General features: G+C 59.5%; 30 protein-coding genes and 1 pseudogene. 24 read left to right on the top strand and 7 right to left on the bottom strand.

The features are described 5' to 3' along the window. From PMI11_RS09765 to PMI11_RS09720, 10 genes are all read left to right on the top strand, one after another. On the top strand, positions 1–1,270 hold a 1,270-nt coding region (locus PMI11_RS09765), incomplete at its 5' end, for a chemotaxis protein CheA (RefSeq protein ID WP_007816138.1). Between the two features lie 6 nt (positions 1,271–1,276). Further along, positions 1,277–1,744: a chemotaxis protein CheW gene (locus PMI11_RS09760; protein ID WP_007816136.1), complete on the top strand. Its 468-nt coding sequence runs from the start codon at positions 1,277–1,279 to the stop codon at positions 1,742–1,744. Then, positions 1,741–2,652: a protein-glutamate O-methyltransferase CheR gene (cheR, locus tag PMI11_RS09755; protein WP_007816133.1), complete on the top strand. Its 912-nt coding sequence runs from the start codon at positions 1,741–1,743 to the stop codon at positions 2,650–2,652. The genes PMI11_RS09760 and cheR overlap by 4 nt, the downstream gene beginning before the upstream one ends. Continuing rightward, positions 2,649–3,695, top strand: a complete 1,047-nt coding sequence (cheB, locus tag PMI11_RS09750; protein ID WP_007816131.1) for a protein-glutamate O-methylesterase CheB — start codon at positions 2,649–2,651, stop codon at positions 3,693–3,695. The genes cheR and cheB overlap by 4 nt, the downstream gene beginning before the upstream one ends. Next, a complete protein-coding gene (locus PMI11_RS09745) occupies positions 3,695–4,084 on the top strand; it encodes a response regulator (RefSeq protein WP_007816129.1) in 390 nt (129 codons plus the stop codon). Before cheB ends, PMI11_RS09745 begins: the two co-directional genes overlap by 1 nt. Continuing rightward, the gene (cheD, locus tag PMI11_RS09740; RefSeq protein ID WP_007816127.1) at positions 4,081–4,635 is read left to right on the top strand and encodes a chemoreceptor glutamine deamidase CheD; all 555 of its coding nucleotides are present in this window, start codon (positions 4,081–4,083) and stop codon (positions 4,633–4,635) included. Before PMI11_RS09745 ends, cheD begins: the two co-directional genes overlap by 4 nt. A 16-nt stretch (positions 4,636–4,651) precedes the next feature. Then, the gene (locus PMI11_RS09735) at positions 4,652–5,041 is read left to right on the top strand and encodes a chemotaxis protein CheT (protein ID WP_007816125.1); all 390 of its coding nucleotides are present in this window, start codon (positions 4,652–4,654) and stop codon (positions 5,039–5,041) included. 114 nt (positions 5,042–5,155) lie between these two features. Next, positions 5,156–6,853: a flagellar basal-body MS-ring/collar protein FliF gene (gene fliF / locus PMI11_RS09730; protein WP_007816123.1), complete on the top strand. Its 1,698-nt coding sequence runs from the start codon at positions 5,156–5,158 to the stop codon at positions 6,851–6,853. Positions 6,854–7,454: 601 nt separating this feature from the next. Further along, a complete protein-coding gene (locus PMI11_RS09725; RefSeq protein ID WP_007816121.1) occupies positions 7,455–8,201 on the top strand; it encodes a transcriptional regulator VisN in 747 nt (248 codons plus the stop codon). 8 nt (positions 8,202–8,209) lie between these two features. Continuing rightward, positions 8,210–8,956, top strand: a complete 747-nt coding sequence (locus PMI11_RS09720; RefSeq protein WP_007816119.1) for a transcriptional regulator VisR — start codon at positions 8,210–8,212, stop codon at positions 8,954–8,956. Positions 8,957–9,022: 66 nt separating this feature from the next. Here the strand turns inward: PMI11_RS09720 and PMI11_RS09715 are convergent, their stop codons facing one another. From PMI11_RS09715 to motA, 6 genes are all read right to left on the bottom strand, one after another. Next, positions 9,023–9,463, bottom strand: coding sequence for a hypothetical protein (locus PMI11_RS09715; RefSeq protein WP_007816117.1), 441 nt, complete (start codon positions 9,461–9,463; stop codon positions 9,023–9,025). Positions 9,464–9,468: 5 nt separating this feature from the next. Further along, positions 9,469–10,548 (bottom strand): flagellar biosynthesis protein FlhB, encoded by a 1,080-nt coding sequence (flhB, locus tag PMI11_RS09710; protein WP_007816115.1) that lies wholly within the window; start codon positions 10,546–10,548, stop codon positions 9,469–9,471. Positions 10,549–10,679: 131 nt separating this feature from the next. Further along, entirely contained in the window at positions 10,680–11,717 is a 1,038-nt protein-coding gene (fliG, locus tag PMI11_RS09705; RefSeq protein WP_007816114.1) for a flagellar motor switch protein FliG, read from the bottom strand. 28 nt (positions 11,718–11,745) lie between these two features. After that, positions 11,746–12,372 carry a flagellar motor switch protein FliN gene (gene fliN, locus PMI11_RS09700; RefSeq protein WP_007816112.1) on the bottom strand — a complete coding sequence of 209 codons (627 nt, stop codon included), beginning with the start codon at positions 12,370–12,372 and terminating at the stop codon, positions 11,746–11,748. A gap of 66 nt (positions 12,373–12,438) precedes the next feature. Beyond that, the gene (locus PMI11_RS09695; protein ID WP_007816110.1) at positions 12,439–13,386 is read right to left on the bottom strand and encodes a FliM/FliN family flagellar motor switch protein; all 948 of its coding nucleotides are present in this window, start codon (positions 13,384–13,386) and stop codon (positions 12,439–12,441) included. Beyond that, positions 13,387–14,259, bottom strand: a complete 873-nt coding sequence (gene motA / locus PMI11_RS09690) for a flagellar motor stator protein MotA (protein WP_037071050.1) — start codon at positions 14,257–14,259, stop codon at positions 13,387–13,389. A 249-nt stretch (positions 14,260–14,508) separates the two neighbouring features. On the opposite strand from motA, the gene flgF reads away from it, so the two are divergent. The 13 genes from flgF (at position 14,509) to fliP (ending at position 23,453) form a co-directional block, all read left to right on the top strand. Next, positions 14,509–15,243, top strand: a complete 735-nt coding sequence (gene flgF, locus PMI11_RS09685) for a flagellar basal-body rod protein FlgF (RefSeq protein WP_007816106.1) — start codon at positions 14,509–14,511, stop codon at positions 15,241–15,243. A gap of 15 nt (positions 15,244–15,258) precedes the next feature. Further along, a complete protein-coding gene (gene fliI, locus PMI11_RS09680) occupies positions 15,259–16,659 on the top strand; it encodes a flagellar protein export ATPase FliI (protein WP_007816104.1) in 1,401 nt (466 codons plus the stop codon). 2 nt (positions 16,660–16,661) lie between these two features. Next, positions 16,662–17,204, top strand: a complete 543-nt coding sequence (locus PMI11_RS09675; protein ID WP_007816102.1) for a hypothetical protein — start codon at positions 16,662–16,664, stop codon at positions 17,202–17,204. 170 nt (positions 17,205–17,374) lie between these two features. Continuing rightward, positions 17,375–17,767 (top strand): flagellar basal body rod protein FlgB, encoded by a 393-nt coding sequence (flgB, locus tag PMI11_RS09670; RefSeq protein ID WP_007816099.1) that lies wholly within the window; start codon positions 17,375–17,377, stop codon positions 17,765–17,767. A 4-nt stretch (positions 17,768–17,771) separates the two neighbouring features. Beyond that, the gene (gene flgC / locus PMI11_RS09665) at positions 17,772–18,191 is read left to right on the top strand and encodes a flagellar basal body rod protein FlgC (protein WP_007816097.1); all 420 of its coding nucleotides are present in this window, start codon (positions 17,772–17,774) and stop codon (positions 18,189–18,191) included. Continuing rightward, on the top strand, positions 18,191–18,532 hold the full coding sequence (locus tag PMI11_RS09660; protein WP_007816095.1) for a flagellar hook-basal body complex protein FliE: 342 nt from the start codon (positions 18,191–18,193) through the stop codon (positions 18,530–18,532). The genes flgC and PMI11_RS09660 overlap by 1 nt, the downstream gene beginning before the upstream one ends. Positions 18,533–18,551: 19 nt before the next feature. Then, positions 18,552–19,340, top strand: a complete 789-nt coding sequence (gene flgG / locus PMI11_RS09655) for a flagellar basal-body rod protein FlgG (RefSeq protein WP_007816093.1) — start codon at positions 18,552–18,554, stop codon at positions 19,338–19,340. Between the two features lie 16 nt (positions 19,341–19,356). Next, positions 19,357–19,839, top strand: a complete 483-nt coding sequence (gene flgA / locus PMI11_RS09650) for a flagellar basal body P-ring formation chaperone FlgA (RefSeq protein ID WP_007816091.1) — start codon at positions 19,357–19,359, stop codon at positions 19,837–19,839. Next, positions 19,836–20,957, top strand: coding sequence for a flagellar basal body P-ring protein FlgI (locus tag PMI11_RS09645; protein ID WP_007816089.1), 1,122 nt, complete (start codon positions 19,836–19,838; stop codon positions 20,955–20,957). The genes flgA and PMI11_RS09645 overlap by 4 nt, the downstream gene beginning before the upstream one ends. Continuing rightward, positions 20,954–21,493: a MotE family protein gene (locus PMI11_RS09640; RefSeq protein WP_007816088.1), complete on the top strand. Its 540-nt coding sequence runs from the start codon at positions 20,954–20,956 to the stop codon at positions 21,491–21,493. Before PMI11_RS09645 ends, PMI11_RS09640 begins: the two co-directional genes overlap by 4 nt. After that, on the top strand, positions 21,490–22,203 hold the full coding sequence (flgH, locus tag PMI11_RS09635; protein ID WP_007816086.1) for a flagellar basal body L-ring protein FlgH: 714 nt from the start codon (positions 21,490–21,492) through the stop codon (positions 22,201–22,203). The genes PMI11_RS09640 and flgH overlap by 4 nt, the downstream gene beginning before the upstream one ends. Before the next feature lie 12 nt (positions 22,204–22,215). Continuing rightward, positions 22,216–22,719, top strand: coding sequence for a flagellar basal body-associated FliL family protein (locus PMI11_RS09630; protein WP_007816085.1), 504 nt, complete (start codon positions 22,216–22,218; stop codon positions 22,717–22,719). Continuing rightward, the gene (gene fliP, locus PMI11_RS09625) at positions 22,716–23,453 is read left to right on the top strand and encodes a flagellar type III secretion system pore protein FliP (RefSeq protein WP_007816083.1); all 738 of its coding nucleotides are present in this window, start codon (positions 22,716–22,718) and stop codon (positions 23,451–23,453) included. Before PMI11_RS09630 ends, fliP begins: the two co-directional genes overlap by 4 nt. A 106-nt stretch (positions 23,454–23,559) precedes the next feature. Here fliP and PMI11_RS09620 read toward each other — a convergent pair whose 3' ends face one another. After that, a complete protein-coding gene (locus PMI11_RS09620) occupies positions 23,560–25,479 on the bottom strand; it encodes an O-linked N-acetylglucosamine transferase, SPINDLY family protein (protein ID WP_007816080.1) in 1,920 nt (639 codons plus the stop codon). Positions 25,480–25,883: 404 nt separating this feature from the next. On the opposite strand from PMI11_RS09620, the pseudogene PMI11_RS37265 reads away from it, so the two are divergent. Then, positions 25,884–26,014: pseudogene (locus PMI11_RS37265) on the top strand (flagellin); the annotation flags it as partial.

The raw sequence follows: 26,014 nt of genomic DNA, 5'->3' as shown, positions 1-26,014 counted from the left end.
GGCTGCCGCCGCTGCCGCCGCAGCGGCAAGTGCCGCAGCCCAGAACAATGCCGCTGCCGGCGCCGGCCAGACGATCCGCGTCGATCTCGATCGCGTCGACCGCCTGATCAATCTCGTCGGCGAGCTTGTCATCAACCAGGCGATGCTCTCCCAGAGCGTCATCGAAAACGACACGACCGGCACGTCCTCGATCAACATGGGTCTCGAAGAGCTGCAGCAGCTCACCCGTGAGATCCAGGACTCGGTCATGGCGATCCGCGCCCAGCCCGTGAAGCCGGTCTTCCAGCGCATGTCGCGTATCGTCCGCGAAATCGCCGACATGACCGGCAAGTCGATCCGTCTGATCACCGAAGGTGAAAATACCGAAGTGGACAAGACGGTCATCGACAAGCTGGCCGAGCCGCTGACGCACATGATCCGTAACGCCGTCGACCACGGTATCGAAACGCCTGAAAAGCGTGCCGCCGCTGGCAAGAACACCGAAGGCACGGTCCGCCTGACGGCAAAACATCGTTCGGGTCGCATCCTGATCGAGCTTGCCGACGACGGTGCCGGCATCAACCGCGAAAAGGTCCGCCAGAAGGCAATCGCCAACGAGCTGATCTCGCCTGACGCAAACCTGTCGGATGAGGAAATCGATAACCTGATCTTCCTGCCGGGCTTCTCTACGGCCGACAAGATCTCCGACATCTCCGGTCGCGGTGTCGGCATGGACGTCGTCAAGCGCTCGATCCAGGCGCTCGGCGGCCGCATCAACATCACCTCGAGGCCGGGCCAGGGCTCGGTCTTCACGATGAGCCTGCCGCTGACGCTCGCCGTTCTCGACGGTATGGTGGTCACGGTCGCCGGCCAGACCCTGGTCGTGCCGCTGACGGCAATCGTCGAAACCCTGCAGCCGGAAGCCGCCGCGATCCATTCCTTCGGCGCCAACCACCGCCTGATCTCGATCCGTAACTCCTTCTGCCCGCTGGTCGATGTCGGTCGTATCCTGAACTTCCGCGCAACCCAGGCCAATCCGGTCGAAGGTGTCGCCCTTCTCGTCGAATCCGAAGGCGGCGGTCAGCGCGCGCTGATGGTCGACGCGATCCAGGGCCAGCGCCAGGTTGTCATCAAGAGCCTCGAGGCGAACTACACCCACGTTCCGGGCATCGCTGCTGCAACCATTCTCGGCGACGGCCGCGTGGCCCTCATCCTGGACGTGGACGCGGTCGTCGGCGCCTCGCGCGGTCAGTCCCTCAAGGCGGAAATGTCTCTGGCGGCAGTAGGGTAAGAGTCAATGTCGTACACGGCAAAAAATCTGACCTTGGGCGGAAACGAGCTTATCGCATTTCGCATCGGCGATCAGGAATTCTGCGTGAACATCATGGCAGTCCGCGAAATCCGGGGTTGGACCCCGGCGACCGCGATGCCGCATTCGCCATCTTATATGATTGGCGTCATAAACCTGCGTGGCGCGGTGCTCCCGATCATCGATCTGTCGGGTCGACTCGGCATGAAGCCGGTCGATCCGACCGCCCGCCACGTCATCATTGTCGCCCAGGTCCGCCGCAAAACGGTAGGCCTGCTGGTCGACGCTGTTTCCGACATTCTGACTGTCAATGAAGATGACATCCAGCCGACGCCCGAGATCTCTTCAGACCTTCAGCGTCAGTTCGCCCGCGGCATTCTCTCCATCGAAAAGCGAATGATCTGCCTGATTGAACTCGAAGCCCTGTTCCCCGACACCGAAAGCGAAGCCGCATGAATGCACTTGGCGTAAAAGATCAGAGGCAGTCTGGTGCCGACGAGGTTCTGGCGAGCGGGGAATACCCGCTGACGCGCCGCGATCTCTCGGAAATCGCCGCCATGATCTATGCGGATGCCGGAATCTATCTCAATGAGACGAAGGCCTCGCTGGTCTACTCTCGTCTGTCGAAGCACATCCGCAATCTCGGCCTTTCGGGGTTTCGCGAATATTGCGAGCTTGTCGCCTCGCCGGCAGGGGCCGCCGCCCGGCGCGAGATGTTGTCGCACCTGACGACAAACTTCACGCGTTTCTTCCGCGAAAACCATCATTTCGAACACTTGCGCGACCATGTTCTGCCTGATCTTCTGAACCGGGCGCGCGCCGGCGGCCGTGTCCGCATCTGGTCGGCCGCGTCCTCGGATGGGCAGGAGCCCTATTCGATCGCGCTGACTGTTCTATCGATGATGCCGAACGTCGCGGACTACGACTTCAAGATTCTCGCGACCGACATCGACCCGAAGATCCTCGCGATCGCCCGGACCGGCGCCTACGACGAAAACGCGCTGGAAACCGTATCGCCTGCCATGCGTAAGCAATGGTTTACCGAGGTCGAGATGCAGGGACGCCGCAAGTTCCAGGTCGACGACCGCGTGAAGCGCCTCATCACCTACAACGAGCTGAACCTGATGGCCCAGTGGCCGTTCAAGGGCAAGTTCGACGTCATCTTCTGTCGCAATGTCGTCATCTACTTCGACGAACCGACGCAGATGAAGATCTGGCAGCGCTTCGCCGGCCTGCTGCCGGAAGGGGGCCATCTCTATATCGGCCACTCCGAGCGCGTCTCGGGCGAGGCCAAGCACGTTTTCGACAATATCGGCATCACTACCTATCGCTATACGACCAAGGGTATCGGGAGGAAGGCATGACCGCTCCGGCAAGAGTTCTCGTCGTTGACGACTCGCCGACCATGCGCGGCCTGATCTCGGCCGTCTTGAGTTCGGATCCCGAAGTCGACGTCATAGGCCAGGCCGGCGATGCCCTGGAGGCGCGCGAGGCGATCAAGCGGCTGAACCCCGACGTCTTAACGCTTGATATCGAGATGCCGAACATGAACGGCCTCGACTTCCTCGAAAAGATCATGCGTCTGCGGCCCATGCCCGTCATCATGGTCTCGACCATGACGCATCGCGGCGCGGAGGCGACACTCGCAGCCCTTGAAATCGGTGCCTTCGATTGCGTCGGCAAGCCGCAGCCGGGCGAGTCGCGTCCCTTCGGCGACCTTATCGAGAAGGTAAAGGCTGCCGCCCGCACGCAGCGCAATTTCGCCAAGCCGGCCAAGCCTGCCGCCGTCACGCCGCTCGCAGTTGCCGATTTCCGCGTCGGCCGCAAGATCGTGGCGATCGGTTCTTCGACCGGTGGCGTGGAAGCCCTGATTGCCGTGCTGCAGAAATTCCCGGCGAATTGCCCGCCGACCGTCATCACCCAGCATATGCCGCCGACCTTCACCAAGAGCTTTTCTGAACGGCTGAACCGCCTCTGTGCGCCGGTCGTGGAAGAAGCAACCGACGGAGCCCGTCTCGAGATCGGCAAGGTCTATCTTGCGCCTGGCGGCGAGCGTCATCTGCAGGTCTCCAATGCATCGGCGCCTTGCTGCCGGCTGGTCGAGCGGGGGCCGGTCAATGGCCATCGTCCATCGGTCGATGTGCTCTTCGATTCGGTTGCCGAGCTCGCCGGACGCAATGCCGTCGGCGTGATCCTCACCGGCATGGGGCGCGATGGCGCCGCCGGATTGTTAAAAATGCGACATGCAGGGGCCAGAACGCTCGGTCAGAACGAAAAAACCTGCGTTGTTTACGGAATGCCAAGAGTTGCCTACGAACTTGGCGCAGTTGAACAGCAGCTCCCGCTTGCTGCTATCGGCGAAGAAATATTGAAAATGACAGCCGCCCGAAAGGAAGGGACCGAATAATGTCGATCGCGGAGAAAATCAAAGTTCTGATCGTTGACGATCAGGTTACGAGCCGCCTGCTGCTCAGCGATGCGCTGACGCAGCTCGGCTTCAAGCAGATCACCTCTGCCGGCGACGGCGAGCAGGGTATGAAGATCATGGCGGAGCAGCCCCATCACCTCGTGATCTCGGACTTCAACATGCCGAAGATGGATGGCATCGGCTTCCTGCAGGCAGTCCGCAGCAACCCGAACACCAAGAAGGCGGCTTTCATCATCCTCACCGCACAGGGCGACCGTGCGCTGGTGACCAAAGCAGCGCAGCTCGGCGCAAACAACGTTCTGGCGAAGCCCTTCACCATCGAAAAGATGAAAGCGGCTATCGAAGCCGTGTTTGGAGCCCTGAAATGATCACTGAGGGTGCGGCCCGCCGCGTGCACATCATTCAGGGTGAATATAAGGTCCTGAGCGACCCGGATGCGGTGCTCACGACCATCCTTGGGTCGTGCGTGGCAGCCTGCCTCAGAGATCCTGTCGCTGGTGTTGGCGGCATGAACCACTTCCTGCTGCCGGGGACAGGCAACACCCCGATGACCGGCGGCGATGCCACGCGATACGGCGTACATCTCATGGAACTGCTGATCAACGGCCTCCTGAAAAAGGGCGCGCGACGCGACCGGCTGGAGGCTAAGATCTTCGGAGGAGCGAAGACGATCTCGACATTCTCGAATGTCGGTGAGCAGAACGCGGCCTTCGCCGTGCAGTTCCTTCGGGATGAAGGCATTCCGGTGGTCAGCTCCAGCACCGGCGGTGAGCATGGACGCAAGATCGAATATTGGCCGGTGTCCGGCCGTGCCCGGCAATACCCCCTGACCGGCGCCGAAACGCAAAAAACCGTCGCTCTCGAGCAGCGTCCCGCCGCTCCGCAGAAGCCCGCCGAGACCAGTATCGAATTCTTTTGATGGCGAGGATTTTTATATGAGTTTTACACCGATCATCGAGCCGCCGGCGCCGGTCGAGGCACTGAGCGACATATTGATGCGCATTGTTTCCGAGCTTCATGACGTTGCCTATCTGATCGAGCGGATCGAGCCGCAGCTGCTCGAACTGGGTGGTTCCGAGATCCTCAACTCTCCCGACAGCATGAAAGTGATGCAGGGCATCGATCTTGCCGTGCAGAAGTCACGCGGCCTGGCCGAATTCATCGACACGATCACCGGCGAAATTCCGCAGGGCTGGTCGATCGATGTTGCCACCGCACTCAGCCTCGTTAAGCTTGCCGAAATGCAGAAAGCACTCGGCGGCGGTACCCGTCACGGCCACTCCCAGCCGCTCAGCAAGGCAGCCGGCGACTTCGATTTCTTCTGATACCGCAATTCATTCCCGCATGCGCCGAACGAAACGCTCGCACAAGTTTCGGCGTCTATTCGTCAAATGAGGCAATAAGCCTGCTTTGTCTTTGACGGATCGTGCGAGAACAGAATGAATCTGTTAAATCAATTAGTTCAGATTATTAAGAACTTTGGTTCGCTTGGGCGGACGCGTTTGATGATCCTTGGTGGGGTCGGCGCCGCTTCCATCGCAATCATCTTGGCGGCGGCAATTTTCGTCAACAAACCGGCCCAGGAAACGCTTTATGTCGGCCTGGACACGCCTGATCTCAATCAGATCAGCATGGCGCTCGCCGAAAGCAACGTCGATTTCCAGGTTGGAACGGACGGCTCCAGCATTACCGTACCAGCAGGCATGACGGGCAAGGCCCGGTTGCTGCTTGCCGAACGCGGCCTGCCGAACAGCGCCAATGCCGGTTACGAACTCTTCGACAATGTCGGTTCGCTCGGCCTCACCTCCTTCATGCAGGAAGTGACCCGCGTCCGTGCGCTTGAAGGTGAAATCGCCCGCACCATTCAATCGATCTCAGGCATCACCGCCGCACGCGTTCACATCGTCATGCCTGAGGTCGGCAATTTCCGGAAGGCCGAACAGAAGCCGACGGCCTCCGTCATGATTCGCGCCAGTGCCGCGACGGGGCGAAACGCCGCCACCTCGATCCGCCACCTCGTCGCCTCGGCCGTGCCGGGGCTCGATATCGCTGACGTGACGATCCTCGATTCCGCCGGCCAGCTTCTCGCCTCCGGCGATGACGCTGCCAACGGTACGCTGAACCGCTCGCTCAATATCGTCCAGAACGTCCAGCAGGAAGTCGAATCGAACATCGACAAGGCGCTCGCTCCCTTCCTCGGCATGGACAACTTCCGCTCCAGCGTGACGGCCAATCTGAATACCGACGCCCAGCAGATCCAGGAAACCACCTACGATCCGGAATCCAAGGTCGAGCGCTCGGTCCGCTCCACCAAGGAGGCCCAGCAGTCACAGCAGAACCAGGCCGACAACGCGACGACGGTCGAGCAGAACATTCCGCAGGCCGCACCTCAAGCCGGCGGCGCCGCTGGTCCGCAGTCGCAGGACAAGTCCGACAAGCGCGAAGAGCAGACCAACTACGAAATCAACAGCAAGACCACGGCCACGACGCGCAACAGCTACCGGGTCGAAAAGCTCTCGGTCGCCGTCGTCGTCAACAAGGGCCGCATCGCCAAAATGGTGGGCGAACCGGCAGACCAGGCCAAGATCGACGCCTATCTCGCAGAGATGAAAAGCATCGTCGCCTCGGCCGCCGGCCTCGATACCAATCGCGGCGACGTCGTCACCGTCACCGCAATGGACTTCCTCGAAAACCAGCTTCTCGACGATGCCAACAACGGCGTCCATGTCATGGACATGCTGAGCCGCAACCTCGCAGGCATTATCAACTCGCTGGCCTTCGTCGCGGTCGCCTTCGTGGTGGTCTGGCTGGGCGTGCGTCCTCTCATCCGCACCGTCAACGGCTCGGGTTCATCCTCCGCCGCAGTTTTCGGCGACGCCACTCCGGAATCGGCTGGCCTGGAACTGCCGGATTTCGCACCGACGGGCGCCTCCTCGGGCGGCGCGCTCATGGATGGCTTCGGCTCCGATTTCGGCTTCGACAGCACCGAGGATCTGCTCAGTCTCGGCGACGACGACGGCAACTTCAACCGCCGCGTCAAGGAAGGTCCCGAACGCAAGCTCGCCCGTATGGTGGAGATCAACGAGGAGCGCGCCGCGAAGATCCTCAGGAAATGGGCCATCGACGAAGCTGCATAATGCAAAGGCCGGGAAACCGGCCTTTTTCTTTCTCATCTGTGGATACATCGGCCGGTAACAAGAACGTTACCGGCAGTCGTAATCGGCTCGTAAAGAGCCGGTTACTCTATTGCAGAGAGTTCTGATGTAGAGATTGTCGGACAGCGGGATGACGCCGTTCGCATGAGGCTCAAGCCTTGCATAAGGTGGACGGCGTAAGTATGTCTCCAGTAGAATAACAGGTCGTTGCTTTCGTGCGTTTGAAATTTGCTTTCGCCGGGCATTCGGTTGCGGCACTTCCTTGGCCGGGACTGTGATAATTACGTCATTCAGACCGATAATTCCGCTCCGCGTCACTCGCGCATAAGGCGAGAAACGTTGCGGCCAATGCCAGAATCATCCTAGTTTCATACATCTTCGCGAGAGTGGAGTGGTGATCGAATCACCGCATGGAAGGTCGCAAAAGTAAATCCCCAGAAGTCGGAGATGGTGATTTACGATGGTTGGCTTACCCTTAAGTGATTCGAAGTGGGATTCGCGTGGGGCATGTGTTTGAATCCCTTTCACAAAAACAGAATTTCTTTGCGAGAACCATCAGTTTCTCAGCCGCAGGTCACTGCCAATGGATATGGACATATTTCAGGCGAATAAAGGCGAGAAGCAGATGGCGAATTTCGTCGGCGCCAATGTGCCGGATCTTTTGCCGCGCGACGAACTGATCGATCGCCTTCGTGTCATCGCCGAAACCGGCAAATTGCAGGCCGGCTTGCGGGCACTGACCGAGTATGTCGGCGCCATGCACTATCTGATGGCGCGCTGCGATCTCATCCAGGAAAGCGGTCTGGACTTTATCGTTTCGTCCGACTGGCCTTTCGATCTGGTGAAGGAGGTCGCCAATGACCTGGTTGCCGGTTATGCGCGCTCGACCGAATTCGAGAAGTGCATGCAGGTGCTGCAGCCGGGCTTCGCGCTTCTGCCCGAGAGCGCCGAAGTGCCGCATGGCGCGAGCCGCCAATATTGTTCGCTGACCTTGAATGTCGGCCGCTCTCGCTTGGTGCTGATGTTCCTGTTCAGGGAAGGTTTCGTTCTTTCGCCGGAACGTCTCCGGGACGTAGGCCTGCTTGCAGGCTATTTCGCAAGCTTCCTTCGGTGCGGGGGCACGAAGGTCGATCGCGATTTCGAACTGACGGACCGCGAGCTGGAATGCCTCTTCTGGATTGCGGAAGGCAAGACAAGCGACGAGATCGCCATGATCCTCGGCATCTCCCGGAATACCATCAACAACTATATCACCAGCGTGATGCGGAAGACTGCAACGAAGACGCGTTCCGAGGCGATAGCCTTCGCCGTTCGCAACAATCTCGTTTGAGGGGAATTATGGGGCATCAACCAGGCAGGGCGATAGGCAATACGGACCAGATGCGCATGGTACGTGTGAACAGGATTTCCAGCCGGTCTGACCTTTTCCCGCGCCTGATTGCCATGCAGAAGCTCGCGGACGCGCAAGGCTTCGCCGTCTTTCGTGTCACCGGCTCCGGCGTGCCGGCAAAGCAGCGACTGATCTGCGAGCTGGAAAACTGGGGTCCCTCGAATGCCGGCTTCGGCAAGGGCTTCGTCGATGCCCATGGCGAGGCTTTGCTCGACCACATCGATCGCTCGCTGCTGCCCTTGTTTTGGGCCGGTAGCCATGATCGTGCAGCGCCTGGCCCTGCCGACTTCTCTCCCTTCATGGTAAGGCTGAAAGACGGCATGGTGCCTTTCTCCGGTCTCGCATTTCCAGTGCGCCTTGGCGCCATCGGCAATGGCTTCGTGCTTTTCACCGGCGACGATATCGATCCGTCGAGCGATACGATCATCGAGCTGCACGGTCGGTGCTGCAATGTCATGATGGATCTGCTGTCGCTCGATGAGCGGCGCGCGGCGGCGACCGAAGCGCTGAGCGAGCGTGAGATCGCCTGCCTTCAGCTTGCCGGCGACGGCCGTATCAGTGAAGAAATCGGCGACAAGCTCGGCCTGTCCGTCCACACCGTGAACGCCTATCTCGGCTCGGCGACCATCAAGCTCGATTCGGTCAACCGTATCCAGGCGATCGCCAAGGCGATACGTCTCGGCTACATCAGCTAGGGCTCTGAGAACGGCAAAGCCCGGCGCCTTGCGGGCCGGGCCTGATATTCCCAAGCAGAAAATGCTTCAGCCGGCGAGCGCCTGCGGCTTTGCCACGATATAGCGCGCTTCGTGCAGGCTTCTTTGGAGAAAAGCCGTGTTTGTGTCCGGATCGCTGGAGGCGTTCTGGAAGGAAATATGATTGATCTCGATGCCGGCATGGTCTTCGGCGAGTGTCAGCTGCGCATAGACAGTCACGCCGCGCGGCTTGATTTCGAGATCGAGCACAACTTCGGGCTTGCCGCCCCATTCCAGCGTATAATTTCCCCCCAGGCCGAAGTTGACAGTGCCAGGATGAAAAAACAGTTCCGCTGCGGAAGCGACGAGGTCGGCGAGATTGCCGTAATACTCGAAACGCAGCAGAGAAATGAGATCGGATGCGTCCAGAAGCCTGAGCTCGGTTGCGACCGGGCTGATCGCTTCTGCAAGGATTTTTTCACGCTGGGCAGAGTAGGGGCATTTTTTCATTCGGCTTATCTTACCCGTTTGTTCTTGGCCTCCGCGGCGTAAACCCGGTGAATGAGTTCCGCGACGGCCTTATAGAAGACTGACGGGATGACACTATCCACCGAGACTTGCGCAAACATGGAGCGTGCGAGAGGTGGATCCTCGAAGACGGGGATGCTGTTCTTCTCGGCGATCTCTCTGATTTTCAACGCAATAAGGTCCTGGCCCTTGGCAAGAACGACCGGCGCATCGTTTTCCTCGCGCACATAGCGCAGCGCCACGGCATAGTGCGTCGGGTTGGCGATGACGAGGGTGGCTCGCTGGACACTGGCGATCATGCGTCGGCGGGCGCGGTCACGCATGACTGAGCGCTGCCTGCTCTTGACGAAGGGGTCGCCCTGCGACTGCTTGTTTTCTTCCTTCACCTCGTGCTTCGTCATCTTCAGTTCGGTGAACCAGTGATAACGCGTCCAGAAGACGTCGGCGATGGCGACGATAGCGGTGGCGACCAGCATGACGATGATGATCTTGCGCATCGCCGTCATCATGCGAACCATGATCGTCTGCGGATCGGAGAACATCGCATCGATCGAGCCGAAATATTCGCTTCTGAGGACGAAGAAGAGAATCACTCCGACGACGACCACCTTGAACAGCGATTTACCGAATTCGACGAGGCCCTGGAGGCTGAAGAGCCGCGTCCATCCTTTGATCAGTGAAATACGCGAGGCCTGCGGACGGATGCGTTCGAGAACCGGCGTCGGCAGGTTCTGAAAGACGGATGAGGCGATACCGAACGCCATGAACATGATGAAGGCGGGGGCCAGAAGCGCGGCCACGGCCCAGCCGAGCTTGGCAAAGAGGGAGATGACGTCAGGCCCGGTCTCGATCTTCCACTGGTCCGGCTGCTCGAAGACGTCACGCAAGGTCTCGGCCATGTGTGACGTAGCGTCGGGAAGGAAGAAGACGAGATAGATGAAGGTCGCCAGAATCGTCGTGAAGATCGAGATTTCACGCGAGTGGGGGGTATTACCTTTTTCGGCAGCATCAGACCGCTTTTTCGCGGTAGGGGCTTCTGTTTTGCTGTCCTTGTCTTCATCGGCCAAGTGTGCGGCCCTCCGTCAAAGAAAAAGGCCGCGACTGGAGCGCGGCCCGTTTCCATGAAGGGTAGACGTGTGCGGGATGCCGATCAACCGCCGCCTTGCCGGCAGTCGGTCTTGTCAACAACTGCGATCGTTTAGGCGGCCGCAGGGCCGCCTTCCTTTTCCTTGAGCTCGATCTGGCCGGCATTGGCCAGGCGAATCGCTTCCTGCGCGACGGCGCGCCGTGCAATCGCGATCTCGCGCGGATTGACGCCGGCCATGCCGCTCTGCAAATCCGATTCGATCATGCGGCGCTGGCGCGGACTGATGGAGGAAAGGACCGATTCGCGGATTTCGGCCGATGCGCCGCGCAGTGCGACGGTGAGAACGTCGGACGAAATATCGTTGAGCAGCATCACGCGGCTGCGCTGCGGCATCAACATGAGGTCTTCGAAAAGGAAGATCTTCGGACGAACCTTGTTGACCGCTTCGCGGTTGATCGATTCGAGCGAGGTGAGCAGCGTGTCGACCTGAGGTTTGTCCATTTCGTTCATCAGGTCCGCGACCTTGGTGGAGCCCGATGCGTTGCGTTCCGCGTCGATCTCGGCAAGCAGCGTCATCACCTGGTTTTCGATGATCTGCGCCGCCTTCGGGCTGACGCCCTTCATGTTGACCGTGCGGTTCATGATGTCGGCGCGGCGGTTGTCGGGAAGCTGCAGCAGCACCTTCGCACCGAAGGACGAAGGCATCATGGACAGGATATAGGCAACGGTCTGCGGATGTTCGCGCAGCAGGAACTGGGCGACGAAGGCAGGTTCCGCCTCGGCGAGACGGTCCCAGATGGAAGTTTCGTAGGCCTGGAACGCGGTACGGCGGCCAAGCAAGCTGTCGACTTCGTCAGGCGTCAGCCCTTCCTCGAGGATGGCCTCGATCGCCTTGGCGTTGTCCATCAGACCGGCGCCTTCGGTGAAGAGATCTTCGAATTCGCCGACGAGCTGGAGAAGCTCGTCCGGCGGGATGGCACGAAGCGCCTGGGCAGATCCGATGATGGTCTGCAACTCGGCCTGCGTGAAATATTTCAGCAGTCGGCCGGCGACCCCCTTCCCCATAGCGAGAAGAACTGCCGCCGCCTTTTCAGCCTGGGTCAACGGTTTCCCGGCAAGTGCGCCGCCGAAATCGTCAAAGTCCATCATGGTCTAACCTCTCCGTCCCGCACAGGGATCAGGCTTTTTTCGTGCTCAAAACTTCTATCAGTTTTACACCGAATCGCGTGTCGTCGTTATCAAGAACCGTAATCTCGCCGCGTGCAATCCTGCGGCCGTTCACCATTATTTCGACCGGCTCGCCGATCTTCTTGTCGAGCGCGATAGTAGCGCCCTCGGTGAGGTTCATCAGGCCGGAAACCTGCATGCGGCTCGTCCCGAGCACGATCTGGACATCGATAGGAATATCCATGATCAGGTCGAAGTTCGAGTTCAGTCCGCTGCCGAGCGGTGCCGGAGCGGACTGGAAGGAGTTGCCGCCGAAGCTCGGCGCGGCGTCAAGGTTGGGAAAGCCTGCTGCGCCCATGCCGGCAGCATTGTCGCCGAAATCGCCGCCCCCGAAATCGCTGCCTGCGAAATCGGCACCGCCGAAGGAGGTTTCGCCCGCATCACCACCGAATGGCGAAAGGTCTGTTCCTGCCGCGAAAGCATCGTTCTGCAGGTCGTCGCCGAACTGGGGAAGGTCGCCGTCCGAATCTTTCTTCAGCACGCCGCGCAGATCGTCGATAGCCTGATCCAGATCGGCTTCATTGCCCGGCATGTCCAGGGAGAGGTCACTATTCTGCTGTGTCTTCTTCGTAGCCATGAAATCACTATTCCAGTTGAAACTTGCCTCAAACTGCCTTTGTGGCGCCGAGAGCGAGAGAACCGATTAATTCATTAAGTGCCGGATCAGCTCATCATCCGAATTCATGGTGTCTTTCACTCGCACCATGTAGTTGTCGCCTGAACGCCCGAACTCGCACACATACAATTCTCGGCTGTTGGCGCTGACTTCGACGCGTACGTCGCCGCTGTCGCGGAAAGGAATGACGTCGCCGGCCATCAGTTTGGAAATCGTTCTGAGCGTCAGATCCTGCAGGCGGATCTTCGCTTCGAGGGTCACCTGCGACCGGCGAACCTGGTCGCCGATCTGCTCCGTCCACTCCGGCGACTTGCTCGGCTGCTTCTTCGGCTTCGGGGCAGAGACCTTGGTCTTGAGCAGCGCTGCTTGGGGGACGATCAGGCTGAATTCGGAAGCGATGCCGGCAAGCGTGATCGACATGTTGATCGCCGCCGCGAATTCATCGGGACGGTCTTCCGGCGGACGAATGCGTGCTTCAAGAGCGAAGGGAGCCGACAGGCTGGGCTCGAATCCGCCCGGCGCGTTGACGGCCGAACGCAGCACCTTGGAAATCTTGTCGAACACCATGCCGGCGAGGTCGAGCTCGATAACGGAGAGAAGCCGGTCGGCCGGCTCCTCGATCGTTTCGGCAGCAGCGCCAAGCAGATGTTCCATCAGGGTAATGATGAAACCGTTGCCACAGGCGATGGTGATGTTCTGGGACCAATTGCGCAGCGTCGCATCGACCAGCGTCATGTTGGTGCTGAGATCGTCGATCAGATGATTCTTGTAGCCGATCTCGCAGCCGAGATAGCCGACTGTCACGTCGAGGCCGGTTTCGCTCTTCAGGATATCAGGAAGGAATTCGCTGTAGATATCGCTGAAGGAACTGCAGAGCTTGGCAACCCTGCCTTTGTCGCCGAGACCGCCGGTCAGTTTGGCAAGGAGGGCGGGATCCATTGTCTGGTTGTCATGCGAAGCATTGCTCATAGTCATTTAAGCTGCCTTGTTTTCGCCACCTGGGTTCATCATTTCCTGTTCTACTGCGTCGATCGACGGGCGTTCATACGCCGAGATCGTCTTGCGGCCATATTCGAGGGCGACCTGCGGCACCGAGCCGTTCATGTAGGCAAGCAGGGTCTGCTTGACGACGACGTAGAGGCGGTGCTGCTTGGAGCGGACGACCTTGATCTGCGAGACCAGCGGTGAGCAGACGCAGTAGGAAAGCAGAATGCCGAGGAATGTGCCGACGAGCGCCGAACCGATGAGGTGGCCGAGCACTTCCGGCGAGTCGTTGATATGCGCCATGGCCTTGATGACGCCGAGAACCGCCGCGACGATACCGATAGCGGGGAACGAATCGCCCATGATCTGGATCGCGTGGTAAGGCTTCATCTTGTCATGAAGGATGGTGTTGATTTCTTCGTCCATCAGCGCCTCGATCTCGTGGGAGCGGGCGTTGCCGATGATGATCAGGCGCACGTAATCGCAGATGAAGGCCGTCAGCTCCTTGTTCTTCAGAACCGTCGGAGCCTGCTGGAAGATCGTCGATTCCGCCGGGTTGTCGATATGCGCTTCGATTTCGTTGCGCGATTTCGTACGCAGATCGCGCATCAGCGAATAGAGCACGCCGAGCGTATCGAGGTAGTTGCGCTCCTTGGGAACGGAGTGCTTGAAGGCCTCGCCGAGCGCCTTGCCGGAGTCCTTCACTACCTTCATGGGGTTGGCCATGATGAAGCTGCCGAGGCCGGCGCCGCCGATGATCAGGAATTCGAAGGGCTGAAAAAGAGCATCGACTTCGCCGCCCATGGCCATGAAGCTACCGACGATACAGCCGCAGACAACTACAAATCCGATAATAATATTCATCGTCAGCCCAATCTGAACGTTGCTTTTCTTTGCGACGGATAGGGTTTGTGCCTTGCGTGAGGCTGATGAACGCGGCTTTTGCGCATTCATTTGCGCTGCCAGCTTCGCGCAAGGATTTGCCTTCATATTGAACGTGACGAGTGGGCCTATGCGCGCCCATGTCTGAGATGCCGCTCAGCGGAACCCGTGGCCGAACGAACAGGAGCCCGGTGTTTCGTCCCGTTTATCGCCAATGTGGAGCTTACCGACATGCAATCCGGTCTTTACGTTTCCTTGTCGTCGCAGATGGCTCTCGAGAAACGCCTGACGACAATCGCCGACAACATGGCCAACGTGAACACGACCGGTTTTCGCGGCACTGAGGTAAAGTTCGATGAAATGTTGGCGAACAACGAGAACAAGACGAACACCAAGGTCGCCTTCGTCTCCCAGGGCAACGACTACCTGGACGCCACTCATGGCGAAATGCAGCACACCGGCAACATGCTCGACTTCGCCATCAAGGGCGATGCCTGGTTCTCCCTCGACACGCCTGCTGGCCAGGTTCTGACCAGGGACGGCCGCTTCACCATCAAGGATACCGGCGAGCTGGTCTCCATTCGCGGCTATCCGGTTCTCGATGCCGGCGGCGCGCCGATCGTGCTCAATACCAAGGGCGGCGAACCGAAGGTCGGCACTGACGGCATCATCTACCAGGACGACCGCCAGGTCGGTTCGCTCGGCCTCTTCGAAGCCGATATCTCCAAGGGTTACCTGCGCTACGAAAACAGCGGCGTCATGACGACCGACCAGCCGCGCGCCGTCGTCGATCGCTTCAATATCGGCGTCGAGCAGGGCTATCTCGAAAATTCCAACGTCAATGCGATGCACGAGATGACGCAGCTCATCGAGGTGAATCGCGCCTTCGAAAGCGTGTCGTCGCTGATGCGCGATAGCGAAGACTCTTTCAAGGAAGCGGTTCAGACGCTGGGCGGCAGCCGCTAAGGCAGGGTGTGAAGCATGAACACCACCCTGTTGACCGAGGACGCGCTCTCGCCGAAGCTCACACATCTCGGTGACCTTGCAAGGCGCTACACGTCGCCGGAATTCTCCGTGACCCATGGCGGTCGCGTGCACACCATCGCCGCCGGCCACTATACCGTCCGCGGCCTTTCCCGGCATGTGCGGCTTGGCGAGTTCGTGGCGCATAAATCCGCGACGGGTGTCCATCTTGGCGAAGTGGTCAGGGTGGAGCCGGACCTGGTTTACGTCTGCCCCATCGAACCGGGCGAGCCGATCGGCATCCATGACATCGTCATCCGCAAGGGTGCCTTCCGTATCTCTCCGTCAGACAGCTGGTGCGGCCGCACCATCAATTCCCTCTGCGAGCCGATCGACGGTCTCGGCCCGATCACCGAAGGACTGGACCGCCGTTCGATCTCGAATACTGCGCCGCCTTCGATGACGCGTCAGCGCGTCGAAAACGGCTTCAAGACCGGCGTGCGCGCGATCGATATCTTCTCGCCACTCTGCCTCGGCCAGCGTCTCGGCATTTTCGCCGGCTCCGGTGTCGGCAAGTCGACGCTGCTGTCGATGCTGGCCCGCGCCGACGCCTTCGACAAGGTGGTGATCGCACTGGTCGGCGAACGCGGTCGCGAAGTCCGCGAGTTCATCGAGGATACGCTCGGCGCCAACATGAAGAAGGCGATTGCCGTCGTCGCTACCAGCGATGAGAGCCCGATGCTGCGAAAGATGGCGCCTCTAACCGCCGTGACGATCGCAGAGCACTTCCGCGACAAGGGCGAAAACGTTCTCTTCATCGTCGATAGTGTTACGCGCTTCGCCCACGCCATTCGCGAAGTGGCGACGGCTTCCGGCGAGCCGCCGATCGCGCGCGGCTATCCGGCTTCCGTCTTCACCGAGCTGCCGCGTCTTCTGGAGCGCGCCGGTCCCGGTCCGGAAGGCGCCGGCACCATTACCGCGATCATCTCCATCCTCGTCGATGGCGACAATCATAACGACCCGATCGCCGACTCCACGCGCGGTATTCTGGACGGTCATATCGTTCTCCAGCGAAGCCTGGCGGAGGAGGGGCGCTACCCGCCGATCGATCCGCTCGCATCGATCTCGCGTCTTGCCCGCAAGGCGTGGACTCCGGATCAGGAGAAGCTGGTTTCGCGTCTCAAGGTGCTGATCCATCGCTTTGAGGAAACGCGCGACCTGCGCCTTATCGGCGGCTATCGTCCTGGCGCCGATCCCGATCTCGACATGGCGGTCAAGCAGGTGCCGATCATTTATGACGTCTTGAAACAATCTCCGGGAGACCGCGAATCGCTCGATGCCTTCGCGGATCTTGCCGGTGCTCTCAAGGCCGCCGCCGGCGTACCCACTCCGAGTGCGCCTATCCAAAGGAGGGCCTGATCATGGCCGATTTCGAAGACGAACGGATCGCCGCGCTGAAAGAGCGCAATAAGGGAGTGCTGCTTGACCGCGCGCTGACCTTTTTGGGTCTGGCACTTGCCGGCGCCTCCGCCTTCTTCCCCTGGTATGTCTTCTTCAACGCGGACAAGTTCGGCATCAGCGTTGCCGATAGCAATGCCTCTCGTGAATTGCCGAACTGGCCGGCGCGCAACGTCTTCAGCGTTTCACCACTCGCCATGGTCAACAAGAACGATGAAGGTAAGAAAGTTCCGCCGATCGACAATATGACGACGGCAACCGTTTCCGAGCTCGGCAAGGAGCGCAACGGCGACGCCTCGATGGAGGATCAGCCCTTCCCCGGTAAAGGCTCTTTCCGTCTGCTGCACGTGGCCAACGGCCGGGCGCTCATTGAAGATCCCTCGGGCATGTATGTCGTGCGCGTCGGCTCGATCCTGCCTGACGAAAGCCGCCTTGCCACATTGGAACAGCGCGACGGCAAGTGGGTGATCGTTACTTCCAAGGGTGAGATCTACCAGAACAACTAGTTCAGGCAAAAAGACGAATCGCCGTGAGGCCCTGTCGGAGAAACGGCCGGCCGGCGGTTGGTCGCTGTCTGCAAGTAATCTCGAAGAATGGCTTGTAAAGCCTGCATTTACCGTAAGTCCCACGCAAGATTACCGCCCTAGGTTCGGCGTAGTAAAAACGGAGAGTTCTCATGCAACCGATTCAACTTTTCGACTTGGCTTCAAAGCAGGCGGAATGGCTGACGATTCGTCAGGAGGTTGTTGCCGGCAACATCGCGAATGCAAACACGCCGAAGTTCCGTGCGAAGGACGTGACGCCTTTTCAGGCAGTGCTCGACCAGTCGGACGTCACCATGGCGCGCACCAATCCGATGCATCTGAGCGGCAACGATTTCAGCACGAGCGGCGACATCGACGTGAAGGATGCAGCACTCGATCAGGAAATCGGCGTTCAGGAATCCGGCAACACCGTCGGTGTGGCCGAAGAACTCTCCAAATCCGGCGAGATCAAGCGTCAGTACGACCTGAATACCTCGTTGGTCAGTTCCTTTCATCGAATGATGTTGATGACCGTAAGGAAGTAGACTCATGGATCCGCTTTCAGCAGCAATGAAAATCGCAGGTTCCGGGCTCGAGTCGCAGTCGACACGTCTGCGCATCGTCTCGGAAAACATCGCCAACGCCCGCTCGACTGGCGACACACCCGGTGCCGATCCCTATCGCCGCAAGACCATCACCTTCGGCCAGCAACTGGATCGCGCCAGCGGCGTCGAGACCGTCAACGTCAAGAAAATCGGTACGGACGAAGGCGACTTCACCAAGGAATACGACCCGAGCAATCCTGCTGCGGACGAAAAGGGCATCGTCAAGATGCCGAACGTCAACATCCTGATCGAGATGGCCGACATGCGCGAAGCCAACCGTTCCTATGATGCCAATCTGCAGACGATCAAGCAGACTCGCGACCTCATTTCCTCGACGATCGATCTCCTGAAGAGCGGACAATAATGATCAGCAGCGTACAGAATGTAAGCAATCTCTCGATGACCCGCGCCCTGGGCGCCATCGATACCGAAAATTCCGCCTCCTCTTCGACCGCAACCTCATCTGCTGCGGCCGGTGCGTCCAGCGGCCTGAGCTTCGCCTCCGTCATGGGCAACATGGCGACCGAAGCCGTCAGCAGCCTGAAGGGCGCGGAAAACATGTCCTTTGCCGGCATCAAGGGCACGGCTTCCACCCGCGAAGTCGTCGATTCCATGCTGCAGGCGGAGCAGACGCTCCAGACTGCAATCGCCATTCGCGACAAGGTCGTCTCGGCCTTCCTCGAAGTCACCAAGATGCAGATGTAACTGATTTGAGGACGAACACATGAGAGCGCTCGCCATCGCAGCAACGGGCATGGATGCCCAGCAGACCAACCTGGAAGTCATCGCGAACAACATCGCGAACATCAATACGACCGGTTTCAAGCGCGCCCGCGCCGAGTTCACCGACCTTCTCTATCAGACCGAACGCGCCAAGGGTGTCGCCAACCGCGCCAACCAGGCTGTCGTTCCCGAAGGCGCCAACATCGGTCTCGGCGTCCAGACCTCGGCCGTGCGCAACCTGCATCTCCAGGGCGAATTGACCCAGACCGGCAACGACCTCGACGTCGCAATCGTCGGCAAGGGCTTCTTCCAGATTCAGTCGACGGATGGTACGACGCTCTACAGCCGTGCCGGTGCGCTCAACAAGAACGATCAGGGCCAGCTCGTCAACATCGACGGTTATGAAGTCATCCCCGGCGTCACTATCCCGCAGGGCTCCACCGAACTGACGATCAGCCGCTCCGGCGAAATCACCGCCAAGCTGCCCGGTCAGACCACTCCGACCACTCTCGGTCAGCTTACCCTCGCCGACTTCGTCAACGAGGCAGGCCTGCAGCCGATTGGCGACAACCTCTTCCAGGAAACGCCGGCATCCGGCGAAGCGGTCATCAGCAATCCTGACCAAGACAATATGGGCTACCTGAAGCAGGGCTACCTGGAATCCTCGAACGTCGATCCGGTCAAGGAAATCACCGAGCTGATATCGGCCCAGCGCGCTTATGAAATGAATTCCAAGGTGATCACGACAGCTGATGAAATGGCATCCATCGTCAGCAAGAACCTGAAGTAAGAGGGAAGGGCCGAACATGATGTTTCGCCGGGCAGGACACATCCAAGGATGGGTGGCTGCGGCCACGATCGCAATCGCCGGCATGGTCATGCCGGCAGCAGCGGATGCCGGCATGGGTTATGCCGTCGTCCCCACGACGATCATCTATCCCGGCGACACGATTTCGAGCTCTCAGCTTCAGGAAGTCGAGGTCACCAATCCCAACCTCGCCGGAGACTACGCAAAGTCTGTCTCCGAGGTCGAGGGTCTGGTTTCCAAGCGCACGCTCCTGCCGGGGCGGACGATTTCGATCTCCGCCCTGCGCGAGCCCTATACGGTCACGCGCGGTTCCAATATCCGCCTGGTCTTCCAGCTTGGCCAGATGACCATTTCCGCTGCCGGCTCGCCTCTTGAAGATGGTACGACCGGCCAGATGATCCGTGCACGCAATATGGATTCCGGCGTCATCGTCAGCGGCACTGTGCTTGCCGACGGTACGGTCCATGTGAGGGCAAAATGAAGTTCTTCTTTCGTATCCTGAGCCTGGTTGCGGTTCTGGCGATGAGCCTGACTGATGTCGCGCCTGCATGGGCGCTGACGTCCCGCATCAAGGACATTGCCTCGCTTCAGGCCGGCCGCGACAACCAGCTCATCGGCTACGGCCTTATCGTCGGCCTGCAGGGAACCGGGGACGGTTTCCGTGCTTCGCCTTTCACCGAGCAGTCCATGCGCGCGATGCTGCAGAACCTCGGCATCTCCACGCAGGGCAGCCAGTCGAACGCCAAGAATACGGCGGCCGTAATGGTCACCGCCAATCTGCCGCCCTTCGCAAGCCCCGGCAGCCGAATCGATGTGACGGTCAGCTCGCTCGGCGATGCGACCTCGCTGCGCGGCGGCACGCTCATCATGACTTCGCTGTCGGGCGCCGACGGCCAGATCTATGCCGTCGCCCAGGGCGCCGCCGTCGTCACTGGCTTTCAGGCGCAGGGACAGGCCGCGACCGTGACTGAGGGTGTGACAACGGCCGGCCGTGTACCGGGTGGTGCCATCATCGAACGCGAGCTGCCGTCCCGCTTCAAGGATTCGGTCAACCTCGTCCTGCAGCTTCGCAATCCGGACTTCTCCACCGCGATCCGCATTGCCGATATCGTCAACGGCTACGCCAAGGCACGTTTCGGCGGTCCGGTCGCGGAAGCCAAGGATTCGCAGGAAGTCGTCATCGAGAAGCCGCGCGAGGCCGATCTTACGCGCCTGATGGCCGATATCGAAAACCTCGTGGTCGAAACCGATACGCCGGCCAAGGTCGTCATCAACGAACGCACCGGCACGATCGTCATCGGCTCGGATGTCCGCGTCTCGCCGGTCGCCGTCAGCTATGGCACATTGACCGTGCAGGTGACCGAAACGCCGCAGATCATCCAGCCGGAGCCCTTCTCGCGCGGAGAGACCGCTGTTCAGCCGCAGACGGATATCCAGGCGCAGAAAACGGGCGGACGGGTCGCTATCATCGACGGTCCTGACCTGCGCACTCTCGTTGCCGGTCTCAACAATATCGGCGTCAAACCGGATGGCATCATCGCCATTCTCCAGGGCATCAAATCTGCAGGCGCCCTGCAGGCGGAGCTTGTGCTGCAATGATGGAGATCACCAACCGGAACCCGATCGTCGATCTGTTGCGCCGGCTGGCATTGCCGGCCGCAGGCCTCGTGCTGCTTTCCATTCCCGGCGCCTTCGCCCAGGAAGTGGCGCCGGCAGGCGACATCACTCCGACGGACGAGGTCAAGCAGTTCTGCACGAATATCGCCGATCCAGCCCGCGATCAGCGCTACCTCCTGCAGAAACAGGAGCTCGAGAAGCTACGCGCCGATATCGACAGCCGCGTTGCCGAGATGGACAAACGCAAAGCCGAATACCAGGACTGGCTGAAGCGGCGCGACGATTTCCTCAAACAGGCCGAGGCCGGCCTGACGGATATCTACAAGAAGATGAAGCCGGATGCGGCAGCCCTGCAATTGCAGGACGTCAGGCCCGAACTGGCCGCCGCCGTCATCATGCGGCTCGGGCCGCGCCAGTCCAGCCTGATTCTGAACGAGATGGATTCCACCAAGGCCGCAAAAATCGCCGGTATCATTGCAAGTGCATCTGATCCCAATACCTCGAAGGATCCTTCATGAATAAGCGTTTACCGGCTGTGATTGTCGCCGTCGCACTCCTTGCAGGCTGCCAGTCCACGGCAGTCAACGAGATCGGCCGCGCGCCTGCCATGAGCCCGATCGGCAGCGGTCTCGCCTACGGCCAGACGCCGCAGATGGGGCTCTATCCGAAGCAGCCGCGCGCGGTGGCCCAGGGCTATTCGCTGTGGAGCGATTCGCAGGCCGCGCTCTTTAAGGATGCGCGCGCGCTCAACGTCGGCGACATCCTGACGGTCGATATCCAGATCAATGATAAGGGATCCTTCGACAACGAGACCAATCGCAGCCGCAAGAATTCGAGCGGCATGAACTGGGATGTCAACGCCCAGGTCTTCGGCTGGACGCCGCAGTCCAAGACGGACCTGACCTACGGCTCCGACACGAGCACTGACGGCAAGGGCAAGATCGAGCGTACCGACAAGCTCAACCTTCTGGTTGCCGCTGTTGTCACCGGCATTCTCGAAAACGGCAACCTGGTTATCAGCGGTTCGCAGGAAGTTCGCCTGAACCAGGAACTGCGTATCCTCAACGTCGCCGGTATCGTACGTCCGCAGGACGTCAATTCCGACAACCAGATCTCCTACGACAAGATCGCCGAAGCCCGCATTTCCTATGGTGGCCGTGGCCGCCTGATGGAAGTGCAGCAGCCGCCGCGCGGCCAGCAGGCCGTCGATCTCTTCTCGCCACTTTGAGGCTGAACCAAGATGGCAGACAACGAAACAGGCGAAGGCAAAAAGAAATCGGGCGGCATGGTGATGACGATCATCGGCCTTGCCGTGCTGACGCTCGTTGGCGCCGGCGGCGGCTGGGCGGTCGGCAACATGGTGGCCCCGAACATCCGCAGTGCCACAGAGGCTGAACAGGCGAAAGAGGCCGAGGCCAAGAAGAAGGCCGAGGGTGGTCTTCCGAAAATCGCGAACGAAGCCAACAACATTGTGCTGCTCGACCCGGTCACCTCGAACCTCGCCTATCCCTCGGAAAACTGGATCCGACTCGAGGTGGCGCTGATGTTCAACGGGCCGCCGGATGTCAAGGTCGCCGAGGATATTCATCAGGATATCCTCGCTTATGTCAGGACCATTTCCCTTCAACAGATCGAAGGGCCGCGGGGCTTTCAATATCTCAAGGATGACATCCAGGAACGTGTTGACCTTCGCTCTCAAGGGCGCGTATCGAAGGTCATGTTCAGGACCTTTGTCATCGAATGATTCGACTTATAGTTTTCCTTGCCGCCATGATGGCGGTGCCGGAACTGGCGGTAGCCCAGCAGCTGCCGACTGATCTGTTGAATATCCCGGTCGACGGCTCCGTCGCCGCCTGGATCATCAGGACATTCGGCTTGCTGACCGTGCTTTCGGTCGCGCCGGGTATCCTCATCATGGTGACGAGCTTCCCGCGCTTCATCATCGCCTTTTCGATCCTGCGTTCGGGCATGGGCCTGTCGTCGACCCCCTCGAACATGATCCTTCTTTCGCTTTCGCTGTTCATGACTTTCTACGTCATGTCGCCGACCTTCGATAAGGCCTGGCAGGACGGCGTTCAGCCGTTGCTTGCCAACCAGATCGATGAGGCAACGGCAGTTCAGCGCATTGCCGAGCCGTTCCGTACATTCATGTCGGCCAATACCCGCGACAAGGATCTGGCGCTCTTCGCCGACCTTGCCCGCGAGCGCGGCCAGAATATCCAGACGACTGAGCCGATCGACTACCGCATCCTTCTTCCCGCCTTTATGATCTCGGAGATCCGGCGCGGCTTCGAAATCGGCTTCCTCATCGTTCTGCCCTTCCTCGTCATCGACCTGATCGTTGCAACGATTACCATGGCAATGGGTATGATGATGCTGCCGCCGACCTCGATCTCGTTACCATTCAAAATCCTTTTCTTCGTGTTGATCGACGGCTGGAACCTTCTGGTCGGCAGTCTCGTGCGCTCCTTCAGCTGACGGACAACTGACCGGTAAAACCGGTCGGGCAACATTCCTTCTCTTACAAGCACAAAGCCCGCCGGATCGCTCCGGCGGGCTTTGCGATATTGAATGCGGCCTCCACTCAACTGTTCGAGCCGAAGGGCTCGGTGCGCGGCGGCAGTGCCGGTACGTCGAGATGATCAGGGTCAAGACCCTGCTTGGCTCGGTCCGCTATCAGTTCATAGGCATGTTCGAGGTGGTGGCAGAAGCGTTCGGCATCAAAGAGTGGCGCAATATAGCGCTTCTCCTGAAGGTGCTCTTTGTAGCCGGCGATGCGCTCGGGGTTGAGAGCAAGCTCGACGGCGAGATCCTCGTAGGCCTGGAGATCGTCGGCGACGAGTTCCGGCAGGTCGATAGCCCTGAGCAGGCTTTCGCTGACGCGTGAGGCGAAGTTGGTGCCTTTCACCGTCAGGACGGGCAGGCCACCCCAGAGCTGCTCCGAGGTGGTGGTGTGACCGTTGACAGGGAATGTGTCGATACCGAGATCGGCCGCCTGCTGACGGCTGATATGTTGCTCGTAAGGCGCACGCGGGCAGAAGATGATCCGCTTTGCCGAGATACCATTGGCCTGGAAACGCTCCAGCAGGTTTTCCTTGTTGCGGGTCGTATTCGCCATCAACCAGAGTACGCTGTCAGGCGCACGCTTGAGGATCCGGCTCCAGCTGTCGACCACCTGCGAGGTGATCTTACGGTTGCCGTTGAAAGACGCGAAAATGAAGGTGTTTTCCGGTAGGCCAAGCTGTTCGCGCGTGACCGGCTGCGGCCGAGGGCGGTTCGCCGGATCGTTCGGCTGATAGCTCTCCGGCAGGCGCAGGAATTTCTCATGGTAGAAGGGCTTGGCGACGTCAGGCAGCACCGAGTGATCGCCGATGACATAGTCGAGGTCGATATTGAGTGTGCTGCCAGGGAAACCCAACCAGGCCACCTGGATCGGCGCCAGCGGCTGATTGAAGGAGGAGGCGCGACTTCCTGAGGTGTGGCCCTTGAGGTCGACCATGATGTCGATATTCTCGGCGCGAACAGCATTCAGGACAGCTGCGTCCGACAGGCCGTATGTATCGACGATCTTGCCCCACCGGCTGCGATCGGTGACGTTCTTCTCCAGAAACTCGGGTTGCGTGTGATCGAAGAGCGTAATTTCGAACCGGTTGCGATCATGCAGCTCGAGAACTCGCTGCAGCAGCTTCATCGTCGCGTGACCGTCCCACAAGTCCGAGGACATATAGCCGATGCGGATTTTGTCGGACCAGGTATGCGGCAGACCGCGTCGATAACCCACGCGCACCGGGTCCAGCGGCTGCGTGCCGATCGTCGCATAGCGATTGAAATCCTCGTTGCCGCACCAATGCAGATGATAGAACGGGTTGTCCTTCCTCAGCGTATCGACCTCGCCCTTGGCAAGGGCGGCGTCGATAGGCGCCTGATGTTTGTTCGCCTCATCGAATTCGTTGAATTCGCGCACGCAGACGAGATACAGAAAACGGAAGGCGAGGTTGCCCGGGAAGCGCCGGAAGAGGTTGCGGGCGAGCTGCTGGTTCGTCTCATCCATGAGGTCGTCGCTGAGCAGCAGCGCGGCGAGACGCATATGATCCGGGTTCATGCTTTCGGACAGGATCTTCTTGAAGGGGCGCAGCAGATCCCGCCGCTGCCGGCGTACATAGATCGTTGCGATAATGAATGCGAGTTCCGCATCCTCCTGAGCCTTGCCGAGATTGCGCATCGCGATCAGCAGGGCATCGTCGTCGTTGCCGGCTTCCAGGTGGAGTTTAGCGGCAGTCTTCAGGAATTCGAACCCGCCTTGCCCGGCGCAATCGGCTGCGAGGCCATAGGCCTTGGCTGCATCAGACTTGAAGCCCAGTTGCAACAGGTTCTTGGCCAGGAGAGCGTAGGTCTTGGCGTCCTTCTGAGTGTCGATGAGCTGGTTGAGCGTCGCCAGAGATTGTGTATAGCGGCCCGCCTGGTAGTCGCGGGATGCCGCCGAGAACGAAACTTTGCTGTTCAAAACCTAACTCCGTGAGGAAATGTTCCGGCATGAAATGGTGATCGACGGGACGCGCAATCAGGCCGTCCCGCAAAAAGCAGGTTGCCCGACAATACTATCCCGGCTTCTGCCATACTGGCATTCGAAGCTTGCTTGAAACCGGTGCAGTCGAATGCTCGCTTTCCGAGAAAAGCTGACACTTCAAAACAGAATTCAAACAACATTAACTATACGATTGAAGCGGTTTAGCGAGGAACTCCGCTTTTAAGAAGTTGGCAAGTATTGGCTGCGAGATTGCCCTCGACATGACGGGTTTGGGCCAAGAAACAAAGGCACCGAGTAGCATGAAGCTGGTCCGTCATCGCCGGTATTCATAGTCCGGTATGTCCTCCTTTTTTGTATCTAGTTTTCTAGGGGACACACTTATGACGAGCATTAACACGAACAATTCCGCTCAGGCCGCTCTCCAGACGCTTCGCAGCGTCAACCAGGGCCTCAACAGCACGCAGAACCACGTTTCCACGGGTTATCGCGTCGGCAAGGCTTCCGACAACGC

Origin of the sequence: Rhizobium sp. CF142, from assembly GCF_000281145.1 — a bacterium.
In the GTDB taxonomy this organism is placed as follows: Bacteria; Pseudomonadota; Alphaproteobacteria; order Rhizobiales; family Rhizobiaceae; genus Rhizobium.
This window is presented reverse-complemented; position numbering and strand designations above follow the sequence as displayed.

What these genes read in the sequence shown, in the direction of transcription:
- PMI11_RS09760 (WP_007816136.1), top strand. Translation starts at nt 1,277, where the DNA reads ATGTCGTACACGGCAAAAAATCTGACCTTGGGCGGAAACGAGCTTATC.
- cheR (WP_007816133.1), top strand. Translation starts at nt 1,741, where the DNA reads ATGAATGCACTTGGCGTAAAAGATCAGAGGCAGTCTGGTGCCGACGAG.
- cheB (WP_007816131.1), top strand. Translation starts at nt 2,649, where the DNA reads ATGACCGCTCCGGCAAGAGTTCTCGTCGTTGACGACTCGCCGACCATG.
- PMI11_RS09745 (WP_007816129.1), top strand. Translation starts at nt 3,695, where the DNA reads ATGTCGATCGCGGAGAAAATCAAAGTTCTGATCGTTGACGATCAGGTT.
- cheD (WP_007816127.1), top strand. Translation starts at nt 4,081, where the DNA reads ATGATCACTGAGGGTGCGGCCCGCCGCGTGCACATCATTCAGGGTGAA.
- PMI11_RS09735 (WP_007816125.1), top strand. Translation starts at nt 4,652, where the DNA reads ATGAGTTTTACACCGATCATCGAGCCGCCGGCGCCGGTCGAGGCACTG.
- fliF (WP_007816123.1), top strand. Translation starts at nt 5,156, where the DNA reads ATGAATCTGTTAAATCAATTAGTTCAGATTATTAAGAACTTTGGTTCG.
- PMI11_RS09725 (WP_007816121.1), top strand. Translation starts at nt 7,455, where the DNA reads ATGGATATGGACATATTTCAGGCGAATAAAGGCGAGAAGCAGATGGCG.
- PMI11_RS09720 (WP_007816119.1), top strand. Translation starts at nt 8,210, where the DNA reads ATGGGGCATCAACCAGGCAGGGCGATAGGCAATACGGACCAGATGCGC.
- PMI11_RS09715 (WP_007816117.1), bottom strand. Translation starts at nt 9,463, where the DNA reads ATGAAAAAATGCCCCTACTCTGCCCAGCGTGAAAAAATCCTTGCAGAA.
- fliG (WP_007816114.1), bottom strand. Translation starts at nt 11,717, where the DNA reads ATGATGGACTTTGACGATTTCGGCGGCGCACTTGCCGGGAAACCGTTG.
- fliN (WP_007816112.1), bottom strand. Translation starts at nt 12,372, where the DNA reads ATGGCTACGAAGAAGACACAGCAGAATAGTGACCTCTCCCTGGACATG.
- PMI11_RS09695 (WP_007816110.1), bottom strand. Translation starts at nt 13,386, where the DNA reads ATGACTATGAGCAATGCTTCGCATGACAACCAGACAATGGATCCCGCC.
- motA (WP_037071050.1), bottom strand. Translation starts at nt 14,259, where the DNA reads ATGAATATTATTATCGGATTTGTAGTTGTCTGCGGCTGTATCGTCGGT.
- flgF (WP_007816106.1), top strand. Translation starts at nt 14,509, where the DNA reads ATGCAATCCGGTCTTTACGTTTCCTTGTCGTCGCAGATGGCTCTCGAG.
- fliI (WP_007816104.1), top strand. Translation starts at nt 15,259, where the DNA reads ATGAACACCACCCTGTTGACCGAGGACGCGCTCTCGCCGAAGCTCACA.
- PMI11_RS09675 (WP_007816102.1), top strand. Translation starts at nt 16,662, where the DNA reads ATGGCCGATTTCGAAGACGAACGGATCGCCGCGCTGAAAGAGCGCAAT.
- flgB (WP_007816099.1), top strand. Translation starts at nt 17,375, where the DNA reads ATGCAACCGATTCAACTTTTCGACTTGGCTTCAAAGCAGGCGGAATGG.
- flgC (WP_007816097.1), top strand. Translation starts at nt 17,772, where the DNA reads ATGGATCCGCTTTCAGCAGCAATGAAAATCGCAGGTTCCGGGCTCGAG.
- PMI11_RS09660 (WP_007816095.1), top strand. Translation starts at nt 18,191, where the DNA reads ATGATCAGCAGCGTACAGAATGTAAGCAATCTCTCGATGACCCGCGCC.
- flgG (WP_007816093.1), top strand. Translation starts at nt 18,552, where the DNA reads ATGAGAGCGCTCGCCATCGCAGCAACGGGCATGGATGCCCAGCAGACC.
- flgA (WP_007816091.1), top strand. Translation starts at nt 19,357, where the DNA reads ATGATGTTTCGCCGGGCAGGACACATCCAAGGATGGGTGGCTGCGGCC.
- PMI11_RS09645 (WP_007816089.1), top strand. Translation starts at nt 19,836, where the DNA reads ATGAAGTTCTTCTTTCGTATCCTGAGCCTGGTTGCGGTTCTGGCGATG.
- PMI11_RS09640 (WP_007816088.1), top strand. Translation starts at nt 20,954, where the DNA reads ATGATGGAGATCACCAACCGGAACCCGATCGTCGATCTGTTGCGCCGG.
- flgH (WP_007816086.1), top strand. Translation starts at nt 21,490, where the DNA reads ATGAATAAGCGTTTACCGGCTGTGATTGTCGCCGTCGCACTCCTTGCA.
- PMI11_RS09630 (WP_007816085.1), top strand. Translation starts at nt 22,216, where the DNA reads ATGGCAGACAACGAAACAGGCGAAGGCAAAAAGAAATCGGGCGGCATG.
- fliP (WP_007816083.1), top strand. Translation starts at nt 22,716, where the DNA reads ATGATTCGACTTATAGTTTTCCTTGCCGCCATGATGGCGGTGCCGGAA.